This window comes from Mesorhizobium sp. M0243, from assembly GCF_040321775.1.
Lineage (GTDB): Bacteria > Pseudomonadota > Alphaproteobacteria > Rhizobiales > Rhizobiaceae > Mesorhizobium.
This window is the reverse complement of record NZ_JAMYSF010000024.1, coordinates 85,045-102,069: the sequence shown is the minus strand read 5'-3', so window position 1 is coordinate 102,069 and position 17,025 is coordinate 85,045. Positions and strand designations below refer to the sequence as shown.

Below are 17,025 nucleotides of genomic sequence, written 5' to 3'. Positions count from 1 at the left end.
AGAATTAAAGGCACGCGGCAGCGTTCCCTCCCCCTTGTGGGGAGGGTTAGGGTGGGGGTTCTTCTTCGCAAGAATCCATATGCGATAGCCCTGCCCACGAGGGGGAGATTGGCAGCTTCGCCGCGTTCGCCAAACACAGGCGCCGCAAAGAGAAGGGCCGACTACCGCCAGCCCTTTATGCTCTCAAGCCCGTGCCAACCAGCTCAGCTGGACCTTAAGCCAGGAGTTAATTTGCCGGCTAATTACCGATCCTGCTTCAGCCTGCGGCACAGCTCATCAAGCTGTTCCAGCGACCGGTACGAAACCCGCAGCACGCCGCCTCTGCCCTTGTGATCCACCGACACGATCATGCCGATCGTGTCGGTCAACAGTTTTTCCAGCGCCAGCGTGTCGGCGTCCTTTTCGTCAGGACTTGGCGCCGGCTTGGCTTCCCTGGCGCTGCTGGTGCCGGCCGGCATCTGCGCCAGCGCTTCGGCCTGGCGCACCGAAAGGCCCTCTTCGACGATGCGCTTGGCAAGGCCGGCCGGATCTTCCGCCGTCACCAGCGTGCGGGCATGACCCGCCGACAGCGCGCCGTCGACCAGCATGTCGCGGATCACGTCGGGCAGCTTCAAGAGCCTGAGCGTGTTGGCGACATGGCTGCGGCTCTTGCCGATCACCTGGCCGAGATCGGCCTGGGTGTAGCCGTGCTCGTCGATCAGCTGCTGATAACCAAGCGCCTCCTCGACCGCATTGAGATCGGTGCGCTGGACGTTCTCGATGATCGCCAGTTCGAGCGCGGTGCGGTCGTTGACCTCGCGGATGATGACCGGAATCTCGGACAGCCCGGCGCGCTGCGCCGCGCGCCAGCGCCGTTCGCCGGCAATGATCTCGTAGCGGCCGGCCTGCGTCGGCGAAGGCCGCGCCACCACCGGCTGGACGACGCCGTGTTCGCGGATCGACTGGGCAAGGTCGGTCAGCTCGGCATCGCCGAAATGCCGGCGCGGATTTTTCGGGTTGGGGGTCAGGAACTCGATCGGCACCTTGCCGTCGGCGCTCATGCCAGGCTTTTCGGGGACTGCCGGACGATCGATCTCTCCGATCAGCGCAGCCAGTCCACGCCCCAGTCTCTTTCTTGAAAGGTCTTCGCTCATCTTTATTCCAGTTGGCTATTCCAAATCGTTTCGGTATCGAATCGGGTCTTAGCTATGCATCCGGCCTAATCAAGCGGCGCGCAACTTGCGCTCGCGGCGGATCACTTCCGACGCCAGTTGCAGATAGGCCTGGCTGCCGGAGCACTTCAAATCATAGAGGATCGCCGGCTTGCCGTAGGACGGCGCCTCGGACACCCGCACATTGCGCGGAATGACGGTCTCGTAGACCTTGTCGCCCATATGCGCCCGCACATCCTGCACCACCTGGTTGGCGAGATTGTTGCGGCCGTCATACATGGTCAGCACGATGCCCTGGATGGTGAGATCCGGATTGATCGAGCGGCGCACCTGCTCGACAGTCTCCAGCAACTGGCTGAGACCTTCGAGCGCGAAAAACTCGCATTGCAGCGGCACAAGAACAGAATCGGCCGCGGCCATTGAATTCAAAGTCAAAAGGTTGAGCGATGGTGGGCAGTCGATCAGCACATAGCCGAACGGCGCGCCGCGGGCGGTCGCGGCGCGCAGCGCATTTCGCAGCTTGAGCACGCGGTCGGGCGCCGAGGCGATCTCCATTTCAATGCCGAGCAGATCAAGCGTCGACGGCACGATCGACAGGCCGGGCACCGCCGTGGGGATGGCCGCGGCCTCCAGTTCCAGTTCGCCGGTCAGCACGTCATAGGAGGACACCGTGCGGTCCTTGCGGTCGATGCCGAGACCGGTGCTGGCATTGCCCTGCGGATCGAGATCGACGATCAGCACCTTTTCGCCGATCGCGGCCAGCGCGGTCGCCAGATTGATGGCGGTCGTTGTCTTGCCGACACCGCCCTTCTGGTTGGCTACGGTGATGATTCGGGGGCCATTCTTCATCATGGGTCTATGCCAGAAGTTCATTTTGGGATCGCCAAAGCGTCTGACACGTCGCGGATCAGACAGGTCGCAGGTTGGACAGTTCAAGGATGACCCCATGCGGGTCGGTCACACTTGGATGTTCTACCAGATCGAAGGACCATCGGTGAACGCTTTCTTCCACTTCGGCGCGGTAATCCCGGCCTTTGTGGAACAGGCCGCGCGCGCCTGACGTCAGCCATGGCGCCGACAGGTCCAGCAAGGTCGAAAGCGAGGCCAAAGCCCGCGCCGTGACAACTTGCGGTGTCGAAACAAGCGCATGGCTGTCATCGATGCGGCGCGCCACGACTCGCGCCGGCAGCCTGAACTGCCCGACGACGGTCTGCAGGAAGGACGCCTTTTTGCGATTGCTTTCAACCAGGTCGATGCTGGCGCCGTCGCGCTCGGCAAGCAGGAAAGCCATGACAAGGCCGGGAAATCCGCCGCCCGAACCGAGATCGACCCAGCGCGTCGCCCGAGGCTCGATTCGCGCCAACTGCGCGCTGTCCAATATATGGCGCTGCCAGACATCGCCCGACGTGGATTGCGCCACGAGATTGATGCTGCGATTCCATTTCTGGAACATCTGCTCGAAGGCCACCAGCCGATCGAATGTTTCACGTGAAACCGGGCCTGCCGCGTCCTGCAGGCTCTCTAGGGAAATAGAACTCACGCAACTTCCTTTTGTGGGCGCTGGGTGCTTTCCGCGTGACGGACATGCGCGACGATGATCGCCAGCGCCGCCGGCGTCATGCCTTCCATGCGCTGGGCATCAGCGATGGAGCGCGGCCGCCGCGCCTGCATCTTCTGCTTCAGCTCGTTCGACAGACCCGGCACTCCGGCGAAATCGACCGTCTCGGGGATAAGCCGGCTCTCCTCATGCCGGATTTGCGCCACGTCAGTCTTCTGGCGGTCGAGATAGACAGAATACTTCGCTTCCGTCTCGAGGCGCTCCGCCGTCTTGCCGTCGATCGCCGCAAAGCGCGGATCGACGCCGACCAGCCAGGCGACATCGACGTCAGGATAGGACAGCAATTCATAGCCGGACCGGCGCACGCCATCCCGGTTGATGTCCAGCCCGTGTCGCGCCGCCTCGTTCGGCGTCAGGGCGAGCGACTTCGCCAAGTCCCGCGCCTCATCCAGGCTTTGCATGACCTGCCCGTAGCGTTGCATGCGCTGTGCCGAAGCGATGCCCAGCTTTGCAGCCAGAGGCGTCAGTCGTTCATCCGCATTGTCGGCACGCAGCGACAGCCGGAATTCGGCCCGAGAGGTGAACATCCGGTAGGGTTCGCTGATGCCGCGGCTGGTCAGGTCGTCGACCATCACCCCAATATAGGCTTCGGTGCGGCTGAGCACGATCTGCTCGCTCCCCGCCGCCCGCCGCGCCGCATTGAGGCCTGCGAGCAAGCCTTGCCCGGCTGCTTCCTCATAGCCGGTCGTGCCGTTGATCTGCCCGGCGAGGAAAAGACCCCTGATGCGCTTCGTCTCCAGCGTCTGATGCAGTTCGCGCGGATCGACGTGATCATACTCGATGGCATAGCCGGGCTGCAGCATGGTTGCGCGCTCCAGCCCCGGAATGGTTTTCAATATATCGAGCTGTACGTCTTCGGGCAGCGAGGTCGAAATACCATTGGGATAAATGGTATCGTCGTCCAGCCCTTCCGGCTCCAGAAAGATCTGGTGCCCGTCCCTATCGCCGAACTTGACGATCTTGTCCTCGATCGACGGGCAATAACGCGGCCCAACGCCCGCAATCGAGCCGGAATACATGGCCGACCGGCCAAGATTGACGCGGATCAACTCATGCGTGGCCGTCGTCGTGCGGGTGATGCCGCACTCGATCTGCGGCGTGGTGATGCGGTCGGTCATCAGCGAGAACGGCACAGGATTCTCATCCGCCGCCTGGCTTTCCAGCGACGCCCAGTCGATGGTCCGGCCGTCGAGCCGTGGCGGCGTGCCGGTCTTCAGCCGACCGAGCTTGAAGCCGGCGCGGTCCATCGTTGCCGACAGACCAAGACTGGCCTGCTCGTTCATGCGGCCGGCAATAATCTTCCTCTCGCCGATATAGATAAGCCCGCGCAGAAAAGTCCCGGTCGTCAGGACGACAGCGCCACAGGCAAGCCGCCTTCCATCGGCCAGGAGAACGGCCGTGATCCGCCCATCGGCGATTTCGAAGTCCAGAACCTCGCCTTCGACCACGTCGAGATCGTTCTGCTGCCGAATCGCTTCCTGCATGGCGAGGCGATAGAGCTTTCGGTCGGCCTGCGTGCGCGGCCCGCGCACGGCGGGACCCTTGCGGCGGTTGAGCAGGCGGAACTGGATGCCAGCCGCATCCGCCACGCGCCCCATCAGGCCATCCATGGCATCGATCTCGCGCACCAGGTGGCCCTTGCCGAGCCCGCCGATCGCCGGATTGCACGACATGACCCCGATCGTGTCAAAGCGCAGCGTCACCAAAGCGGTTCTGGCACCGGCGCGTGCGGCAGCACTGGCCGCCTCGCAACCCGCGTGGCCGCCGCCCACCACAACCACATCATAGTGATTGGTCATCACAAACTTCCCAGACTCAATGAATGAGGGACACATGTCCCCGTAGGGCGGTGCTGTCAAGAAAACTCCGCAGGGAGTTTCACGTGAAACAGCCTTGGACGTGCCCTCACGCGTGTTTCACGTGAGTCATCGGGCAGATGTTTCGCGTGACTCGCGCGAATGATGCTGCGCGGGTTCAGTGGATTCGAGGACGGCAGCCGAGTTTCATCATTGCTGTGGCCACCATCTAGACATTCGTGACCGCCGAGGCCGCCACGCCCTCGTCATCCACGGGCGGAGCAAGGAGCGAAGTGACGCGGCGAAGACCCGAGGATGACGAGACGTTAAGCGTTTCCGCCAGTTGCCAACGCATGCAATCCGCAAGCGCCATCAAGCCTCTACGCCAGAAAGCAACTCCTGTTCGAGGACCACTGTTTCACGTGAGTCATTTCCCTATGCAGAACTGCGAAAAGATGACGTCCAGCATGTCCTCGACATCGATGGCGCCGACGATCCGGCCCAGGCGATCCGCGGAAAGCCGCAACTCTTCGGCGCGCAATTCCTGCCCGACAGTCTGGCCGTCGGTCGCGCGAAGCAGGTGCCCATTCGCTGCGCCAAGCAATTCGACGTGGCGCAGGCGCGATGGCAAGACATCACCGACGCTGCCGGCTGCTTCCGCAGCTCGCCGGCCGATTTCCGCCAGCAGTCTCTCCACGCCCGTCCCGTTTTTTACCGAAATGACAAGGTCGTAGTCTTCCGTCGCGCCGCTCGCCGCGCGGTCCTCCAGCAGATCGAGCTTGGTGCCGACACGCAAGATCGGCGCTTCGGTCGGTAGCGAACCGATCTCCCTGGGATCGGCGACATCCCTGAGCAACAGCAAGAGATCGGCGCCATGCGCCTTGGCCCTCGCCTTCTCGATGCCGATCGCCTCGACCTTGCCCGGCGCATCGCGTAGCCCGGCCGTATCGGTAAGCCGGACCCGCAGCCCCTGGAGATCAAGTGTCACTTCAAGCAGATCCCGCGTCGTGCCGGGTTCATCCGTTACTATAGCGGCATCCCGCCGAGCCAGGGCATTGAACAGACTCGACTTACCGGCGTTGGGCGCGCCAAGGATCACGACCTCGAAGCCGTCGCGAATGATCTCGGCGGCGCGAAACCCGGCGATGTGGCGATCGATCTCGCCGATCATCGTCCTGACATCGGACCAGACCGTATCCGAAACGGAACCGGGGACATCGTCCTCATCGGCGAAATCGATTTCCGCCTCGATCATGGCGCGGGCATGGATTAGCCTGCGACGCCAGCCGAGATAGAGGTCGCTCTGAACGCCTTCGGCATTTTGAACGGCAAAACGCCGCTGCGCCTCGGTCTCGGCGTTGACGAGATCCGCCAGTGCCTCGGTCTCGACAAGGTCGACCTTGCCGTTGAGAAAGGCGCGGCGCGTGAATTCACCTGGTTCCGCGTGTCTAACGCCGTCAAGGCCTGCGATCGTCTCCATCATTTTTGCCACCACGGCACGACCGCCATGGACGTGGAATTCCGCGACGTCCTCGCCGGTGAAACTGGCCGGACCGGGAAAGAAAACGACCAGGCCGGTGTCGAGCACGGTTCCGTCGGGTGCCCTGAATCTGCGCAGAACCGCCGAGCGGTCCTTAACCATGCCGCCGGCAATCGTTTCGACTACGAATCGAGTCTGTGGGCCGGAAATACGGATGACGGCGACGCCGGCCGGGAGCCGGCCGCTCGACAGCGCTACGATGGAACCGCCTGAAACCATTTGCCCGCTCTACCGAACCGCCCTAGCTTTACGCCTATCCGACCCATCCGAGTTTGCCCATCGTGACGTTGCCCGCGCAAAACCTGCTCGCTGAAGAAGCAAGCCCCTATCTGCAGCAGCACAGCGGCAATCCCGTGCACTGGCGCGCCTGGTCGCCGGCTTCGCTCGAGGAGGCGAAGGCGCTGGACAGGCCGATCCTGCTCTCGGTCGGCTATGCCGCCTGCCACTGGTGCCACGTCATGGCGCATGAAAGCTTCGAGAACGATGGTGTCGCCGCCGTCATGAACCGTCTGTTCGTCAATATCAAGGTCGACCGCGAGGAGCGTCCCGACATCGACCAGATCTATATGGCTGCACTCTCCGCCATGGGCGAGCAAGGCGGCTGGCCGCTGACCATGTTCCTGACGCCGGACGGCAAGCCGTTCTGGGGCGGCACCTATTTTCCGCGCGAGCCACGCTATGGCCGCCCCGGTTTCATCCAGGTGATGGAGGCGGTGGACAAGGCCTGGCGCGAGAAGCGGGCGAGCCTCAACCAGAGCGCCGACGGCCTGGCCACACATGTCGAGGCGCGGCTCGCCGGCTCGCATGCCAGAACCGTGGTCGACCGCGACACGCTGGCGGAATTGGCCAAGGGCATAGACGGCATGGTCGACCGCGATCTCGGCGGCCTAAGCGGCGCGCCGAAATTCCCCAATGCGCCGTTCATGCAAACGCTGTGGCTGTCCTGGCTGCGCGACGGCAACGCCAGCCATCGCGACGACGTTCTCAACAGCCTCGAACAGATGGTCAGCGGCGGCATCTACGACCATATCGGCGGCGGGCTCAGCCGTTACTCGACCGACGCCGAATGGCTGGTGCCGCATTTCGAAAAGATGCTTTACGACAATGCCCAGCTGATCCGCTTCTGCAACTGGGCCTATGCCGCAAGCGGCAACGAGTTGTTCCGGGTCCGAATCGAAGAGACGATCGACTGGCTGCTGCGCGAAATGCGCGTCGACGGCGGCGCCTTTGCCGCCAGTCTCGACGCCGACAGCGACGGCGAGGAAGGGCTGTTCTACACCTGGAGCCAAGACGAGATCGAGGCCGCACTTGGCGACGATTCCGCCTTGTTTGTCAATCACTTCACGCTCTCCAGCCCGCATGGTTGGGAAGGCAAGCCGGTTGTCCACCAGACGAGGGCCCAGCAATCGCAATATGTGATCGATCGCGAAGAGGTCAGCCCGCTCAAGGGGAAACTCCTTGCAGTCCGGGAAGAGCGGGTCAGGCCCGGCCTTGACGCAAAGATCCTCACCGACTGGAACGGCCAGATGATCGCAGCCTTTGCTGAGGCCGGTCGGTCGCTGGCGCGGCCTCACTGGATCGACGCTGCGGCAAAAGCCTTCGCCCATATCTGCTCTGCCAGCCGCGGCGACCGCTTGCCGCATTCGATGCTCGGCGCCAGAAAACTGTTTCCTGCTTTGTCCAGCGACTATGCCGCCATGACCAACGCAGCCATCTCGCTGTTCGAGGCCACTGGGGATTGGAGCTATGTCGACCAGGCCGGCCAGTTTGTCGAGCAGCTCGACCATTGGCACGCCGATACCGAAAAGGCAGGTTATTACCTGACTGCCTCGGACAGCACCGACGTGCCGATCCGCATCCGCGGCGATGTCGACGAGGCCATTCCGTCCGCCACCGGCCAAATCATCGAAGCACTGGTCCGGCTCGCGTCCGTCACCGGCGATCTCGAGCTGCACGAGAAAGCCTGGGAGGTCGCCGAACATGCCGCCGGCCGTGCCGCAAACCAAGCCTATGGCCAGGCCGGCATCGTCAACGCCTGCGCGCTGGCGATCGAGCCGCTCAAACTGGTCATCGTTGATGCGCTCAACGATCCAAAGCTCGTTCCGGTTGCGAATCGAAATCCGGATCCACGCCGCGTCGACATCCTCGTGCCGATCGGTACGGGAGCGAATCGAGCCTTGCTGCCCGCCGGAATCCTGCCGCCGACCAACCGCTTAAGCGCGTGGTTCTGCACTGGTCAGGTTTGCCTTTCCCCGATGACGGATCCGGAAGAGCTGGAGCGCCTTTTGCGCCGAGAATGATCAGGCGCCGTGCGCGGGATCGGGCAGCGCCTCGGTCGCAGCTTGCCGGGGCTTGAACAGCAAATCCCTGGCAGCAACCACCGCGCCAATGGTGATCAGCACGCAGGCGAGCGCCACCGACCAGTGGAAGACGCCAAAGCCTGCCAGCAGCAGCACGATGACCGAAAACAGCGGTGCGGCGTAGGACAGGGCGCCAAGGATCATGATGTCACCGTGCTTGCAGCCAAAATCCCAGGCGTAGAAGCCGGCTCCCAGAGGAATCGTGCCCAGAATGACGATAGCCGTCCACTGCGTCGGCGTCTGCGGCCAGACCGTGGTCTCAAGCATCAGGTGCAGCGAGAAAGCGACCGCCGCCGTGATGAAGCAATAACCGGCCACGACATCGGTCGGCACCTGGCCGAAGCGGCGTGACAGGACGGAATAGCCAGCCCAGATGAAGGCGCAGAAGAGCGCGATGACATGGCCCTTCATCACCCCATTGGCCAGGCCGACATTGCCGCCCTTGGTGATCACCACGATGGCGCCGGCAAGCCCTAGAACGACGCCGACGATGTGATGAACCCGGAGCCTTTCACCGGGCAGGAAGGCTGCAAAGACGACGATCAGCAATGGCCAGAGATAGGCGATCAGGCTGACCTCGACCGGCGGCGCCGACTGGATCGCAAAGAAATAGGCGCAGTGGTAGATGCACAGTCCCGCCGTGCCGATCGCCCAGACCGGCCATGGCTGCCGCAGCGACCGGATCGCGCCTGGGCGGAAGATCCAGCTGCCAGCGCCGACCAGCCCTCCGAGCAGGAAGGTCATGGCTGCCAGCTGAAACGGCGGGATCGGGCCAGCGGCGGTCGAAAGCAGCGCCAGGAAAGACCAGGTCAGGATGGCCGAAAAGCCGATCAGGGTCGGGATTGTCTTCTTCACGTCGCTGCTTCCAGTTTGCAGACACGAGCTTTGCATGAACGCGAAATCGTCTGCCGCCACATACAGCCGCCCGATATCGGGAAAGCGACCTGCCGCCGGACAACGAAAAACCCCATCCCGGTCTTCCGGAATGGGGCTTCAATACATAAGCCGGAAGATTTCGGCCTGACCTTTACGTGTTCATCGAATCGAAGAAATCCGCATTGGTCTTGGTCTGCTTGAGCTTGTCGATCAGGAACTCGATCGCGTCGGTGGTTCCCATCGGCGCCAGGATGCGGCGCAGCACGAAGATCTTCTGCAGATCCTGCTTGGAAACCAGCAAGTCTTCCTTGCGGGTGCCGGACTTCAAGATGTCCATGGCCGGATAGATGCGCTTGTCGGCCACTTTGCGGTCGAGCTGGATTTCGCAGTTGCCGGTGCCCTTGAACTCTTCGAAGATGACTTCGTCCATGCGGCTGCCGGTATCGATCAGCGCGGTAGCGATGATGGTCAGCGAGCCGCCTTCCTCGATGTTGCGGGCAGCGCCGAAGAAGCGCTTCGGCCGCTGCAGCGCGTTGGCGTCGACACCGCCGGTCAGCACCTTGCCGGATGACGGCACGACGGTGTTGTAGGCGCGGCCGAGACGAGTGATCGAATCGAGCAGGATGACGACATCGCGGCCATGTTCGACCAGGCGCTTGGCCTTCTCGATGACCATTTCGGCGACCTGCACGTGGCGCACCGCCGGCTCGTCGAAGGTCGAGGAGATCACCTCGCCCTTCACTGAGCGCTGCATGTCGGTCACTTCTTCCGGCCGCTCGTCGATCAGAAGCACGATCAGATAGCATTCCGGATGGTTGGCGGTGATCGAGTGGGCGATGTTCTGCATCAGAACCGTCTTGCCGGTACGCGGCTGCGCGTTGATCAAAGCGCGCTGTCCCTTGCCGATCGGCGCGACTAGGTCGATCACGCGGGCCGAGATGTCCTTGGTGGTCACATTCTCGATTTCCATCTTCAGCCGCTTGGTCGGATAGAGCGGCGTCAGATTGTCGAAGTGGATCTTGTGACGGATCTTCTCGGGATCGTCGAAATTGATGGTGTTGACCTTGAGCAGCGCGAAATAGCGCTCGCCCTCTTTCGGGCTGCGGATCGGCCCTTCGACCGTATCGCCGGTCTTCAGCGAAAAGCGCCGGATCTGCGACGGCGAAATATAGATGTCGTCGGGACCTGGCAGATAGTTGGCGTTGGCGGAGCGCAGGAAGCCGAAACCGTCCTGCAGCACCTCGACCACGCCATCACCGATGATCTCGATCTCCTGGGCGGCCAGCTTCTTCAGGATCGCAAACATCAGTTCCTGCTTGCGCATGACGCTGGCGTTTTCGACCTCGAGCGATTCGGCATAAGCGATCAGCTCTGGCGGTTTCTTGTTCTTGAACTCGGCGAGTTTCATTTCTTGCATAGACGGACCTTGAATAGATGGAGTCTGGGTAGGCTTTGGGAAAATATCGGCGGGATGCGACAAATGCCGGGCGCGGCCGAAAACAACGAGGGGCGGCGCATGACGGGAAGGAAGACCCGTCTTTTATCGTCGGTCGGGTGAAAGAGCAAGCTGCGTTTTGCGTGACCTATGAAGGCTTAAAACATCACTGCCTGTCGTTGTCTCCTGGGCGTTCTTGAGCGGCATGCATCAGAACGGCTTGACGACCACCAGGATGACGATTGCGATCATCAGCAATGTGGGGATCTCGTTGACCATCCGCCAGTGCCTGGCCGGTTTTTCATTGCGGTCCTCGGCGAATTTGCGCACCGCGCCCGAGAGATAGCCATGCATGGCCGACAGCAAAAGCACCGCTCCGATCTTGGCGTGAAGCCAGCCGCCCTGGAAACCAAAACCCTTCCAGGCGAGCCACAGGCCGAATACCCAGGTGACGATCATCGCCGGGTTGATGATGCCGCGCAGCAGGCGCCGCTCCATCACCTTGAAGGTTTCTGACTGCACCGAGCCCTTCTCGGCATCGGCGTGATAGACCAGCAGCCGCGGCAGATAGAGCATGCCCGCCATCCATGAGATGACGGCGAGGATATGGATCGCCTTGGCCCAGGGATAGAAACTGTCGGGTGCGGCGAAATACAAAAGCGCGGTGAAAACGACCAGCACGGCGATACCGATCGTCATGCGCATCATCGCCCGGCCGGTGCTGTTCGTGTTTTTCATCTCAGCCATCAGCGTGTCGCGCTCCGCACCTGTTTCACCATCGCCTCGACATGAGCGATCGGCGTCTCCGGCGTGATGCCGTGACCGAGATTGAAGATCAGCGGCCCGTCTCCCAGCGCCTTCAGGATCGCCTCGACACCATCCGACAGCGCCTTGCCGCCGGCCACGAGCCGCAAGGGATCGAGATTGCCCTGAACCGCACCTGAGCGCTGCAATTCCTTCGCCGCGACCAAGGGCACCGTCCAGTCGATCCCCAGCGCCGTTACGCCGGTCTTTTGCCGATAGGTCCGGTAGCGCGAACCGGCGCCCTTGGGAAAACCGATGATCGGAACATCGGGATGAACCGCCCGCACCCGGCCAACGATCTCGGCCATTGGCTGAACGCAGAACAGGTCGAAAGTTTCATCGTCCAGCACGCCGGACCAGGAATCGAAAATCTGCACCACATCCGCACCCGCCTCGATCTGGCGGATGAGATAGGCGGCCGAATGTTCGGCAAGCACCTTCAGCAGTCGTTGAAACGCCACCGGCTCGCGATAGGCAAAAAGCCGCGCCGGCGCCTGGTCGGGTGTGCCATGGCCGGCGATCATGTAGGTCGCCACCGTCCACGGCGCGCCGCAGAAGCCTATCAGGGTTGTCTCTTCGGGCAGTTTGGCCCGCAACCGGCGAACCGTCTCGTAGACCGGTTCGAGATTCACGTGAAACACCTTGCCTTCCAGAGCCAAAATCTCCGGCGCGGTGATCGGCGTCAGCAGCGGCCCTCTGCCCTCTTCGAAGCGCACGTCACGGCCAAGCGCATGCGGAACGACAAGGATATCGGAAAACAGGATCGAGGCATCGAAACCAAAACGCTCGATCGGCTGCAAGGTCACTTCGACCGCAAGGTCAGGATCGTAGCAGAGGTCCAGGAACGAGCCTGCTCGCCTGCGTGTCTCCCGATACTCCGGCAGATAGCGCCCGGCCTGACGCATCATCCAGAGCGGAGGCGGAAAATGGGCCTTGCCCTTCAGGACATCCAGCATGATCCGGTTCTGGGGCATCGGGCGCTCGCTTCTCCCAGCCTCTTCTATAATCAAAGATTCTTATATCTAAGATTCTTCTGATTCTAAGAGTCTGTTGGTTCTGGTGGTTGTCACCTGTCCCGCTTTGCCCCGGAAAACACCAGCCAACATATTGTCGCGTGCTTCTTTTTCCCAGATGTAGGGTTCTGGGGATAGCTCCGAATCGATCAATCGAGTCAAAGTGTTAGGCACAGCGATGAAAGGCAGGTCCTGTGGACGGACCGTAGTCGAAAAACGCCGTCCCCAAACTTGTCCCCAGTCGCCCGACGAAGCTGACAGCGCATCGAATTGTGGACAAACTGCCATCTGATACAGTCGCCTCCGACAGGCCCGTCTTTTCATCCCGCTTTATCCATAGAAGCCCACAGCCCCAGGTGACCCCTGTGAACAAACCCCAGAGCTTCTTCCACCTGCACCTGATTTCCGACGCGACCGGCGAAACGCTGCTCGCCGCCGGCCGGGCGGCCTCGGCGCAGTACAAGGACGCGCGCGCCATCGAGCATATCTATCCGCTGATCCGCACCGAAAAGCAGGTGGCAAAGGTGTTCGAGGACATCGAGGAGGAGCCGGGCATCATCCTCTATACGGTCGTCGACCAGAAGCTGGCGCGCGGCATCGACGAGCGCTGCGCGGCCATGGGCCTGCCCTGTGTATCGGTGCTGGAGCCGGTGCTGACCGTGTTCCAGTCCTATCTCGGCACCCCGGCCGGCCGCCGCGTCGGCGCCCAGCATGTTCTCGACGCCGAATATTTCCGCCGCATCGATGCGCTCAATTTCACCATGGACCATGATGACGGCCAGTTGCCGCTCAACATGGACGATGCCGATGTGGTGCTGATCGGCATTTCTCGCACGTCGAAGACGCCGACCAGCATCTATCTCGCCAACCGCGGCATCAAGACCGCCAACATCCCGATCGTCCTCGGCGTGCCGGTGCCGGAAAGCCTGGTTGCCGCCAGCAAGCCGCTGATCGTCGGGCTGATCGCCACCGCCGAGCGCATCTCGCACGTCCGGCAAAACCGCATCCTCGGCAACAGCAGCTCGTATGAGGCATCGGACTATATCGACCGCGCGGCGATCAGCGAAGAGCTTGCCTATGCCCGCAAGATCTGCACGCGCCACGGCTGGCCGATGATCGACGTCAGCCGCCGCTCGATAGAGGAAACGGCGGCGGCCATCGTTGCCCTGCGGGGGAAGACGCGCTAGGGCGTCGATATTCAGGTGATGCCGGCCTGCAAATGGCGGCTTCCTGCGCTTCCGGTGCTCACGTACTTTAAGTACGCTCCGCTCCGGTTCTCGGAAGCCACCATTTTCGACTCGGCCTGACCTGAATCTCAACACCCTAGTCGGTGCCAGAAAACCAGGCGAAAAATCATGACCGAGAAAATCATCCTCGCTTCAGGCAGCCCGTTCCGCAAGGCGATGCTGGTCAATGCCGGCGTCGATGTCGAGGCGGTTCCGGCCGATGTCGACGAGCGCGCGCTCGAGGGGCCTTTGCAGGATAGCGGCGTCTCGCCCGAGGACGTCGCCCTGGTGCTGGCCGAGGCCAAGGCCACCGACGTCAGCGAGCGCAGGCCGGGCGTTCTGGTGCTGGGCTGCGATCAGACCCTGTCCCTTGGCGACGAGGTGTTCCACAAGCCGGCCGACATGGAAGGCGCACGCCGTCATCTCTTGGCGCTGTCGGGCAAGACCCATCAGCTCAACAGCGCCGCTGTTCTGGTCCGCGACGGCAAGGTCTTGTGGCGGCATGTCGGCATCGCCTCGATGACCATGCGCAAGCTCGACCCAGCCTTCATCGGCCGCCATCTCGCCCGCGTCGGCGCCAAGGCGCTGCCCAGCGTCGGCGCCTACCAGGTAGAAGGCGAAGGCATTCAATTGTTCGAGAAAATCGAAGGCGACCATTTCACGATTGTCGGCTTGCCGCTGTTGCCGCTGCTGGCCGAACTGCGCACGCTGGGAGCGATCGATGGCTGAGGTGTCAAAGAAGGCCTTCGTCACCGGCCATCCGGTCAAGCATTCGCGCTCGCCGAAGATCCATGGCTACTGGCTGGCCAAACATGGCATCGACGGCAGCTACCAGGCCATCGATGTCGCGCCGCAAGACTTTGCCGAGTTCGTGAAGACGCTGCCGGCAAACAATTATCGCGGCGGCAACGTCACCATCCCGCACAAGGAGGCGGCCTTCGCGCTGTCCGAGCGCCGCGACCAGGCCGCTGAAGAGATCGGCGCCGTCAACACGCTGTGGTTCGAGGACGGCGTCTTGTGGGGCGGCAACACCGACGCGCACGGCTTTGCCGCCAATCTCGACGATCATGCGCCGGGCTGGGCGGGCAAGGGTCCGGCGGTCGTGCTTGGCGCCGGCGGTGCGTCGCGCGCGGTCATCCATGCGCTGAAGGAGCGCGGCGTGACCGACATCCGCATCGTCAACCGCACTGTGGCCCGAGTGCAGGAATTGCGCGATCGCTTCGGCGCCGGCGTGTCGGCGCATGGCATGGCGGCTACGGATGAACTGCTCGGCGATGCCGGCCTGCTGGTCAACACCACTGCGCTCGGCATGCATGGCAATGAAGGCCTGTCGGCCGATCCCGCCCGGCTGCCGGACCACGCCATCGTCACCGACATCGTCTATGTACCGCTGGAGACGCCCCTGCTTGCGGCGGCGCGCGCCAGGGGCCTGAAGACGGTCGACGGTCTCGGCATGCTGCTGCATCAGGCCGTGCCCGGCTTCGAGCGCTGGTTCGGCATCAGGCCGCGGGTGACGGCCGAACTCCGGGCGCTGATCGTCGCCGATCTGGTGCCGAAGCCATGATCGTGCTCGGCCTCACCGGCTCGATCGGCATGGGCAAGTCGACGACGGCAAAGATGTTCACTGACGCCGGCGTGCCGGTCCATGATTCCGACGAGACGGTGCATCGCCTCTATGCCGGCAAGGCAGCCCCCCTGGTCGAGGCCGCCTTTCCCGGCACCACATCTGCCGGGGCGGTCGACCGGACAAAGCTTGGCGCGCGTGTGCTCGGCGACGCCGCCGCGCTGAAGCGGCTCGAGGCGATCATCCATCCGCTGGTTCGCGCTGATGCCGATGCCTTTCTGGCCAGGCATCGTAGATCAGGCGCGCCGATCGCCGTCCTCGATATTCCCCTGCTGTTCGAAACCGGCGGCCGCAACCGCGTCGACAAGGTCGTCGTCGTCACCGCATCGGCCGAGACCCAGCGCGAGCGTGTGCTGGCGCGGCCAGGCATGACCGAGGAAAAACTGGCGTCGATCCTGGCCAAGCAGGTGCCGGATACGGAAAAGCGTCGTCAGGCCGATTTCGTGGTCGACACCGGCCAGGGGCTGGACGCCGCGCGGACTCAGGTAAATGCGATCATTGCGGAACTGATCGGGGTCGGCGAGCCGGGCCATTGACACTGGCTGCCGTCTGTTAACGTCAGCGCCGCCCCTCATCTGCCTGCCGGCATCATCTTCTCCCCGTGTAGTGACGTGGAGAAGGAGCTGGCCGCGACCTCGGCTACTCTCTTGCAAACGCAGGAGATTGGCGAAATCCTTTGCGAAGGCGTCCTTCTCCCCGTCACTATAGGGGGAGAAGTGCCCGGCAGTGCGATGAGGGGCAGCGCAAACCTGTAGTGATTGCCCTGATCAGCTCGTTTCCCATTGCCATTTTGTTCCGGTCTCATGATTCTGCTCCTTTGGAGCGACTGATTCGATGCGTGAGATCATCTTCGACACGGAAACCACCGGCCTCGATTCGCGCGACGACCGCGTGATCGAGCTGGGCGGCGTCGAGCTGGTCAACCGCTTCCCGACCGGAAAGACCTTCCACCACTACATCAACCCGCAAGGGCGCGCGATCCATGCCGAGGCACAGGCGGTGCACGGCATCAGCGCGGCGGACCTCGCGGGCAAGCCGACCTTTGCCGAGATTGTGCAGGAATGGCTGGACTTCACCGACGGCGCCAAGCTGGTCGCCCACAACGCAACCTTCGACATCGGCTTCCTGAACGTTGAATTCGGCCGGCTGGGCCACCCCGTCATCGACAACGGCCTCGTCGTCGACACGCTGGCGCTGGCGCGCCGCAAGCACCCGATGGGCCCCAATTCGCTCGATGCGCTCTGCCGGCGTTACGGCATCGACAACACCAGGCGCACCAAGCACGGCGCCCTGCTCGATTCCGAATTGCTGGCCGAGGTCTATATCGAGCTGATCGGCGGCAAGCAGGCGGCCCTTATCCTCGACAGCGCCACCGCGCCGGCGCAAGGCGAAAATGTCCGCCAGATCGAGATCATCATCAGCCAGCGCCCGGCACCCCTGCGGCCCCGCCTCACCGAAGCCGAACGCGCCGCGCACGCCGGCATGGTCGGGACGTTGGGTGAGAAGGCGTTGTGGCTGAAGGTTGCTGCTGGCAGTTAGAGAAGCGATGGCGGCAAGGCTGGAAGGGCCGACCCTCAAGATT

The 17,025-nt window shown here is 62.7% G+C and carries 15 protein-coding genes; 6 read left to right on the top strand and 9 right to left on the bottom strand.

What is annotated here, in order from left to right; all coding sequences use genetic code 11:
- Positions 1 to 242 precede the first annotated feature (242 nt).
- From NKJ11_RS25895 to mnmE, 5 genes are all read right to left on the bottom strand, one after another.
- Positions 243 to 1,133 carry a ParB/RepB/Spo0J family partition protein gene (locus tag NKJ11_RS25895; RefSeq protein ID WP_023813405.1) on the bottom strand — a complete coding sequence of 297 codons (891 nt, stop codon included), beginning with the start codon at positions 1,131 to 1,133 and terminating at the stop codon, positions 243 to 245.
- A gap of 69 nt (positions 1,134 to 1,202) precedes the next feature.
- Positions 1,203 to 2,003 (bottom strand): ParA family protein, encoded by an 801-nt coding sequence (locus NKJ11_RS25890; protein ID WP_127415161.1) that lies wholly within the window; start codon positions 2,001 to 2,003, stop codon positions 1,203 to 1,205.
- Between the two features lie 55 nt (positions 2,004 to 2,058).
- Positions 2,059 to 2,691, bottom strand: a complete 633-nt coding sequence (gene rsmG, locus NKJ11_RS25885) for a 16S rRNA (guanine(527)-N(7))-methyltransferase RsmG (protein ID WP_352794606.1) — start codon at positions 2,689 to 2,691, stop codon at positions 2,059 to 2,061.
- Positions 2,688 to 4,568, bottom strand: coding sequence for a tRNA uridine-5-carboxymethylaminomethyl(34) synthesis enzyme MnmG (gene mnmG / locus NKJ11_RS25880; protein WP_352794604.1), 1,881 nt, complete (start codon positions 4,566 to 4,568; stop codon positions 2,688 to 2,690). The genes rsmG and mnmG overlap by 4 nt, the downstream gene beginning before the upstream one ends.
- Before the next feature lie 424 nt (positions 4,569 to 4,992).
- Positions 4,993 to 6,324 (bottom strand): tRNA uridine-5-carboxymethylaminomethyl(34) synthesis GTPase MnmE, encoded by a 1,332-nt coding sequence (gene mnmE, locus NKJ11_RS25875; RefSeq protein ID WP_352794603.1) that lies wholly within the window; start codon positions 6,322 to 6,324, stop codon positions 4,993 to 4,995.
- Positions 6,325 to 6,386: 62 nt separating this feature from the next.
- On the opposite strand from mnmE, the gene NKJ11_RS25870 reads away from it, so the two are divergent.
- On the top strand, positions 6,387 to 8,405 hold the full coding sequence (locus NKJ11_RS25870; protein WP_352794602.1) for a thioredoxin domain-containing protein: 2,019 nt from the start codon (positions 6,387 to 6,389) through the stop codon (positions 8,403 to 8,405).
- Here NKJ11_RS25870 and yddG read toward each other — a convergent pair whose 3' ends face one another.
- From yddG to hemE, 4 genes are all read right to left on the bottom strand, one after another.
- Entirely contained in the window at positions 8,406 to 9,320 is a 915-nt protein-coding gene (gene yddG / locus NKJ11_RS25865) for an aromatic amino acid exporter YddG (RefSeq protein WP_352794600.1), read from the bottom strand.
- Between the two features lie 172 nt (positions 9,321 to 9,492).
- Complete coding sequence (gene rho / locus NKJ11_RS25860) at positions 9,493 to 10,758, bottom strand: transcription termination factor Rho (protein WP_013528732.1); 1,266 nt, start codon at positions 10,756 to 10,758, stop codon at positions 9,493 to 9,495.
- Positions 10,759 to 10,986: 228 nt separating this feature from the next.
- Complete coding sequence (gene hemJ / locus NKJ11_RS25855; protein ID WP_352794598.1) at positions 10,987 to 11,523, bottom strand: protoporphyrinogen oxidase HemJ; 537 nt, start codon at positions 11,521 to 11,523, stop codon at positions 10,987 to 10,989.
- Complete coding sequence (gene hemE, locus NKJ11_RS25850; protein ID WP_352628795.1) at positions 11,523 to 12,554, bottom strand: uroporphyrinogen decarboxylase; 1,032 nt, start codon at positions 12,552 to 12,554, stop codon at positions 11,523 to 11,525. The genes hemJ and hemE overlap by 1 nt, the downstream gene beginning before the upstream one ends.
- 311 nt (positions 12,555 to 12,865) lie before the next feature.
- On the opposite strand from hemE, the gene NKJ11_RS25845 reads away from it, so the two are divergent.
- The 5 genes from NKJ11_RS25845 to dnaQ all read left to right on the top strand — a co-directional run bounded on the left by NKJ11_RS25845 (position 12,866) and on the right by dnaQ (position 16,982).
- Positions 12,866 to 13,780: a pyruvate, water dikinase regulatory protein gene (locus NKJ11_RS25845; protein WP_502905817.1), complete on the top strand. Its 915-nt coding sequence runs from the start codon at positions 12,866 to 12,868 to the stop codon at positions 13,778 to 13,780.
- Between the two features lie 168 nt (positions 13,781 to 13,948).
- On the top strand, positions 13,949 to 14,548 hold the full coding sequence (locus NKJ11_RS25840) for a Maf-like protein (protein ID WP_352794596.1): 600 nt from the start codon (positions 13,949 to 13,951) through the stop codon (positions 14,546 to 14,548).
- Complete coding sequence (locus NKJ11_RS25835) at positions 14,541 to 15,383, top strand: shikimate dehydrogenase (RefSeq protein ID WP_352794594.1); 843 nt, start codon at positions 14,541 to 14,543, stop codon at positions 15,381 to 15,383. Before NKJ11_RS25840 ends, NKJ11_RS25835 begins: the two co-directional genes overlap by 8 nt.
- A complete protein-coding gene (coaE, locus tag NKJ11_RS25830) occupies positions 15,380 to 15,979 on the top strand; it encodes a dephospho-CoA kinase (protein ID WP_352678005.1) in 600 nt (199 codons plus the stop codon). Before NKJ11_RS25835 ends, coaE begins: the two co-directional genes overlap by 4 nt.
- 298 nt (positions 15,980 to 16,277) lie before the next feature.
- Entirely contained in the window at positions 16,278 to 16,982 is a 705-nt protein-coding gene (gene dnaQ, locus NKJ11_RS25825; protein ID WP_023813418.1) for a DNA polymerase III subunit epsilon, read from the top strand.
- The last annotated feature ends 43 nt before the right edge of the window (positions 16,983 to 17,025 follow it).

Excerpts from the sequence above, each read along its gene's own strand:
- NKJ11_RS25895 (WP_023813405.1), bottom strand. The coding sequence starts at position 1,133 with ATGAGCGAAGACCTTTCAAGAAAGAGACTGGGGCGTGGACTGGCTGCG.
- NKJ11_RS25890 (WP_127415161.1), bottom strand. The coding sequence starts at position 2,003 with ATGATGAAGAATGGCCCCCGAATCATCACCGTAGCCAACCAGAAGGGC.
- mnmG (WP_352794604.1), bottom strand. The coding sequence starts at position 4,568 with ATGACCAATCACTATGATGTGGTTGTGGTGGGCGGCGGCCACGCGGGT.
- mnmE (WP_352794603.1), bottom strand. The coding sequence starts at position 6,324 with ATGGTTTCAGGCGGTTCCATCGTAGCGCTGTCGAGCGGCCGGCTCCCG.
- rho (WP_013528732.1), bottom strand. The coding sequence starts at position 10,758 with ATGCAAGAAATGAAACTCGCCGAGTTCAAGAACAAGAAACCGCCAGAG.
- hemJ (WP_352794598.1), bottom strand. The coding sequence starts at position 11,523 with ATGGCTGAGATGAAAAACACGAACAGCACCGGCCGGGCGATGATGCGC.
- hemE (WP_352628795.1), bottom strand. The coding sequence starts at position 12,554 with ATGCCCCAGAACCGGATCATGCTGGATGTCCTGAAGGGCAAGGCCCAT.
- NKJ11_RS25840 (WP_352794596.1), top strand. The coding sequence starts at position 13,949 with ATGACCGAGAAAATCATCCTCGCTTCAGGCAGCCCGTTCCGCAAGGCG.
- NKJ11_RS25835 (WP_352794594.1), top strand. The coding sequence starts at position 14,541 with ATGGCTGAGGTGTCAAAGAAGGCCTTCGTCACCGGCCATCCGGTCAAG.
- coaE (WP_352678005.1), top strand. The coding sequence starts at position 15,380 with ATGATCGTGCTCGGCCTCACCGGCTCGATCGGCATGGGCAAGTCGACG.
- dnaQ (WP_023813418.1), top strand. The coding sequence starts at position 16,278 with ATGCGTGAGATCATCTTCGACACGGAAACCACCGGCCTCGATTCGCGC.